Genomic DNA, 5,000 nt, shown 5'->3' on the forward strand with positions numbered 1-5,000 from the left:
CTCGCGCCGGATGAGGGCCATCTTGTCCTCGGGGGTGGCCTCGGCGAGGAAGTCGTCCACGCCGGCCTCCTCCGCGATCGCCCGGGCCGTCATCGGGTTGTCACCGGTGATCATCACCGTGCGGATGCCCATCGTCCGCAGCTCGTCGAACCGCTCCCGCATACCGGGTTTGACGACGTCCTTGAGGTTGATCACACCGAGCACCGTCGCCGACGTGCCGCCGCCCCGGGTGACGACCTCACCGACCACCAGCGGAGTGCCGCCGCTGGAGGCGATGGCGTCGACCATGGGGCCGACCTCCTCCGTCGGGTGGCCGCCGTTCTCCCGGATCCAGTGCATCACCGAGGTGGCGGCGCCCTTGCGCAGCGAGTGGTGGTCGCCGTCGTCCAGCAGGTCGACGCCGCTCATCCGGGTCTGCGCGGTGAAGGGCACGAACTCGGCGTGGTCGAGTTCGCCTTCGGCCCGGCCGCGCAGGCCGTAGCGCTCCTTGGCCAGCACGACGATGGAGCGGCCCTCGGGGGTCTCGTCGGACAGGGAGGACAGCTGGGCCGCGTCGGCCAGCCGCTCGATGCCGACTCCCTCGACGGGCAGGAACTCGGCGGCCTGCCGGTTGCCCAGGGTGATGGTGCCGGTCTTGTCCAGCAGCAGGGTGTTGACGTCGCCGGCCGCCTCGACGGCCCGGCCGGACATCGCCAGCACGTTGCGCTGCACGAGCCGGTCCATGCCGGCGATGCCGATCGCGGACAGCAGCGCGCCGATGGTGGTCGGGATGAGCGCCACCACCAGGGCCACCAGCACCACGATGGACTGCTCGGCGCCGGCGAAGATCGCCAGCGGCTGGAGGGTGACCACGGCCAGCAGGAAGACGATGGTCAGCGAGGCGAGCAGGATGTTCAGCGCGATCTCGTTGGGTGTCTTCTGCCGCGAGGCGCCCTCCACCAGGGCGATCATCCGGTCGATGAACGTCTCACCCGGCTTGGAGGTGATCCGGACCACGATCCGGTCGGACAGGACCCGGGTACCGCCGGTCACGGCGGACCGGTCGCCGCCGGACTCGCGGATGACGGGCGCGGACTCGCCGGTGATCGCGGACTCGTCCACCGAGGCGATGCCTTCGACGACATCACCGTCACCGGGGACGATCTGTCCGGCCTCGACCACGACATGGTCGCCGAGCCGCAGCTCCGCGGCGGGCGCCGACTCCTCGTGCGGGTTCGTCGCGCCGGGCCGCCAGTCGGTCAGCCGGCGGGCGACGGTCTCGGTCTTGGTCCGGCGCAGGGTCTCGGCCTGCGCCTTGCCGCGGCCCTCGGCGACGGCCTCCGCCAGGTTGGCGAAGATCGCGGTGAGCCAGAGCCAGACGGTGATCACCCAGGCGAAGACGCTGGGGCTCTTGATCGCTTCCGCCGTGGTCACCAGCGCGCCGACACCGACGACGAACATCACCGGGTTGTGGCCCAGTTGGCGCGGGTCGAGCTTGCGCACCGCCTCCGGGAGGGCGGCGAGCATCATCTTGGGATCGAGCAGGCCGCCGGATATCCGGTGCGCCGGCTGGGCCGGGTCGGGGCCGGCACCGGCCGGAGCCGGGGCGTGGCCAGAGGTCAGGGACATCAGTGCAGACCTTCCGCGAGCGGGCCCAGCGAGAGTGCGGGGAAGTAGGTGAGGCCGACGACCACGATGATCACGGCCGTGAGCAGACCGACGAACTGCAGCCGGTGGGTGGGCAGGGTGCCCGCGGTGACCGGGACGGGCTGCTGCTTGGCGAGCGAGCCCGCCAGCGCCAGCACGAAGATCATCGGCAGGAAGCGGCCGAAGAGCATCGCCAGGCCCAGCGCGGTGTTGTACCAGTGGGTGTTGACGCCGATGCCCGCGAACGCCGAGCCGTTGTTGTTGGCCGCGGAGGTGAAGGCGTAGAGCACTTCCGAGAAGCCGTGCGGACCGCTGTTGAGCATCGAGGCCCGTTCGCCCTTCAGCGACATGGCGGTGCCGGTGCCGATCAGCACCACGGCCGGGGTGGCCAGGATGTACAGCGAGGCGAACTTCATCTCCCGGGCGCCGAGCTTCTTGCCCAGGTACTCCGGGGTGCGGCCGACCATCAGACCGGCCACGAACACCGCGATGATCGCCAGCACCAGGATCCCGTAGAGGCCGGAGCCGGTACCGCCGGGCGCGACCTCGCCGAGCATCATGTTGAAGATGGTCATGCCGCCGCCGCCCGGCGAGAACGAGTCGTGGAACGAGTTCACCGCGCCGGTGGACGTCAAGGTCGTCGACGCGGCGAACAGCGCCGACGCCCAGACGCCGAAGCGCTGTTCCTTGCCCTCCAGCATGCCGCCCGCCGCGTGGCCGGCCGCGCTGCTGTAGCTGTGCAGTTCGTTGACGGTGATGAGGGCCACCGAGGCGGCCCAGATCAGGCCCATCACCGCGAGGATCGCGTAGCCCTGCCGGTGGTCGCCGACCATCTTGCCGAAGGTGCGCGGCAGCGAGAAGGAGATCACCAGCATGAGGTAGATCTCCAGCAGGTTGCTGAAGCCGGTCGGGTTCTCGAACGGGTGGGCGGAGTTGGCGTTGTAGAAGCCGCCGCCGTTGGTGCCCAGTTCCTTGATGGCCTCCTGCGAGGCGACCGGGCCGCCGGTGATGGACTGCTTGTCACCGATCAGTGTGGTGATCTCGTGGATGCCGTGGAAGTTCTGCACCACGCCGACCGCGACGAGCACGATGGCGAAGACGAACGCCAGCGGCAGCAGCAGCCGTACGGTGATCCGGGTCAGGTCCACCCAGAAGTTGCCCACCCGGTCGGTGTGCTTGCGGGTGAAGCCGCGGATCAGGGCGGCCACCACCGCGATGCCGACGGCCGCCGACACGAAGTTCTGCACCGCCAGGCCCATCATCTGGACCAGGTGGCCCATGGTGACTTCGCCCGAGTACGACTGCCAGTTGGTGTTGGTGACGAAGGACGCCGCGGTGTTGAACGCCTGGTCGGGCTTGACGGCCGGGAAGCCCAGTGAGAGCAGCAGGTGGTTCTGCAGCCGCTGGAAGCCGTACAGGAACAGCACCGAGATCACCGAGAAGGCGAGCACGCTGCGCAGATAGACCGGCCAGCGCTGGTCGGCGTCGCCGTCGACGCCGGCGAGCTTGTAGATGCCGCGCTCGACCGCCAGGTGCCGGGCGGTGGTGAGGATGCGGGCCATGTAGTCGCCCAGCGGGCGGTAGGTGAGCGCCAGCGCCCCGAGAAGGGCGAGGATCTGGAGCCAGCCCGCAAGAGTGTCATTCACTAGAACTTCTCCGGGCGGATCAGGGCCAGTACGAGGTATCCGAGCAGGGCGCAGGCCACGACGAGCCCGACGATGTTGTCCGCGCTCACAGCTTCTCGACCCCCTTGGCCACGAGAGCGAGCACAGCGAACACCGCGATCGTCACGGCGATGAAAACGAGATCGGACATGGGTGGAACCCCGGATCGTCGGATGGGCAGGTAGCTGAAGGAGCAGTGCCGAGAAATTCCGGCTCCACAAAGAAACCGCCTGCTCGGCGGGGTTTCGACGTTCATTGACGCTTCCCTTGCGCCCGTGGCCGCGACGTTGACGTGGTCTTGACGATGCCGGCACGGGGGTCGACGCACCGCGGCGCGGCGCCTTCAATGAGAGCAGCGGGTACGGGCGGCGGCCCCGGGTGTCGAACGACGACGAAGTCGGGATGACGATGGCTGAGCGGAGTGTGCTGCGCGAGCGGCGGACGGTACTGGAGCACGCGTGGGCACTGCGGGTGCCGCGACTGCGGGCGGCCGGGCGGTACGCGGCGGCCGGGCCGCCGGTGCGGCCCGAGGTCACCGAGTCCTGGGCGCGTTCGCTGCCCACCGTGGACCCCGGCCGGGAGAGCGCTCCCCCGAGCGCCGGGCAGGACCGCTGGGCGGGCTCACCGCTGTACGGCCCCGTCACCGGTCTGGCTGACGAACTGCACAGCATCGCCGAGGACGCCGGTTTTGTGGCCGCGGTCACCGATGAGTCCGGCACCATCATGTGGACCTGCGGCGGCCGGGTGATGCGGCGGCGGGCCGAGCGGGTGAACTTCGCACCCGGGGGCCGGTGGGACGAGCCGGCCATGGGCACCAACGCGCTGTCGCTGGCGCTGCGCACCGGCCGGCCGAGCACCGTCTTCTCCGCCGAGCACCTGGTGGCGGCGCTGCACGGCTGGGTCTGCTACTGCGCGCCGATCCACGGGCCCGGCGGGCGGGTGCTGGGCGTACTGGACCTGTCCACCACCTGGGACCGCTCGCATCCGCTGGCGCTGCCGACCGTCCGCACGCTGGCCTCGGCGATCGAGGCCGGGCTGCGGGGCGAGGGGTCGCGGCAGGGCCGTCCGGCGGCGGCCGGCGGGGATGTTCCCAGCGCCGCGGCTTCGGCTCCGGGGGCCGCGGCGGCTGCCCCGGCCGGGCTGGACTTGCGCTGCCTGGGCACTGTCCGGGTCACCAGCGGCGGCGCTCCACTGCGGCTGCCGCCGCGCCAGCTGGAGATCCTGGCCCTGCTCGCGCTGGAGCCGGACGGCTTCTCGCCGGAGCGGCTGCGCGAGGCGCTCTACGGCTGCCGCCCGGTCACCGCGTCCACCTTCAAGGCCGAGGTGTCGCATCTGCGGCGCGCGCTGACCGGGGGTGTCGCCACCCGCCGGTACGCGCTGACCAGGCCGATCGTCTGCGACGCCGGCGAGGTGCTGCGCGCGCTGGAGCGCGGCGACACCGCCACCGCCGTGGACCTGTACCGGGGCCCGCTGCTCCCGCTGTCCGAGGCGCCGGGCGTGGTGGCCTGGCGGGATCAACTGGAGGTGGGCGTACGGGAGGCGGTGCTGGCGGCGGCCCGGCCGGAGTACGCGCTGCGGTACGGCGAACGGGCACCGTACGACGCCGAGGTGCACCAGCACGCGCTGCGGCTGCTCGGGCCGGGCGATGTGCGTCGCGGGATCGCCGCGAGCCGGCTGGGTGCGACGCGGCGGGTGTGAGCGGCGGGGCGG

The 5,000-nt window shown here is 71.2% G+C and carries 5 protein-coding genes; 1 reads left to right on the forward strand and 4 read right to left on the reverse strand.

Annotated features, from left to right (window positions below):
• From kdpB to GA0115240_RS36275, 4 genes are all read right to left on the reverse strand, one after another.
• On the reverse strand, positions 1-1,608 hold a 1,608-nt coding region (kdpB, locus tag GA0115240_RS21430), incomplete at its 3' end, for a potassium-transporting ATPase subunit KdpB (protein WP_093738637.1).
• Positions 1,608-3,272 carry a potassium-transporting ATPase subunit KdpA gene (gene kdpA, locus GA0115240_RS21435; protein WP_093738639.1) on the reverse strand — a complete coding sequence of 555 codons (1,665 nt, stop codon included), beginning with the start codon at positions 3,270-3,272 and terminating at the stop codon, positions 1,608-1,610. The genes kdpA and kdpB, both read right to left, overlap by 1 nt.
• The gene (gene kdpF, locus GA0115240_RS35700; protein ID WP_107407184.1) at positions 3,272-3,361 is read right to left on the reverse strand and encodes a K(+)-transporting ATPase subunit F; all 90 of its coding nucleotides are present in this window, start codon (positions 3,359-3,361) and stop codon (positions 3,272-3,274) included. Before kdpF ends, kdpA begins: the two co-directional genes overlap by 1 nt.
• Entirely contained in the window at positions 3,358-3,546 is a 189-nt protein-coding gene (locus GA0115240_RS36275) for a hypothetical protein (protein ID WP_141708917.1), read from the reverse strand. The genes kdpF and GA0115240_RS36275 overlap by 4 nt, the downstream gene beginning before the upstream one ends.
• Positions 3,547-3,698: 152 nt before the next feature.
• Here GA0115240_RS36275 and GA0115240_RS21445 point away from each other — a divergent pair, with 152 nt between their 5' ends.
• Entirely contained in the window at positions 3,699-4,988 is a 1,290-nt protein-coding gene (locus tag GA0115240_RS21445; protein WP_093738643.1) for a GAF domain-containing protein, read from the forward strand.
• The last annotated feature ends 12 nt before the right edge of the window (positions 4,989-5,000 follow it).

Origin of the sequence: Streptomyces sp. DvalAA-14 (assembly GCF_900091855.1) — a bacterium.
GTDB lineage: Bacteria > Actinomycetota > Actinomycetes > Streptomycetales > Streptomycetaceae > Actinacidiphila.

What these genes read in the sequence shown, in the direction of transcription:
- GA0115240_RS36275 (WP_141708917.1), bottom strand. Translation starts at nt 3,546, where the DNA reads ATGAACGTCGAAACCCCGCCGAGCAGGCGGTTTCTTTGTGGAGCCGGA.
- GA0115240_RS21445 (WP_093738643.1), top strand. Translation starts at nt 3,699, where the DNA reads ATGGCTGAGCGGAGTGTGCTGCGCGAGCGGCGGACGGTACTGGAGCAC.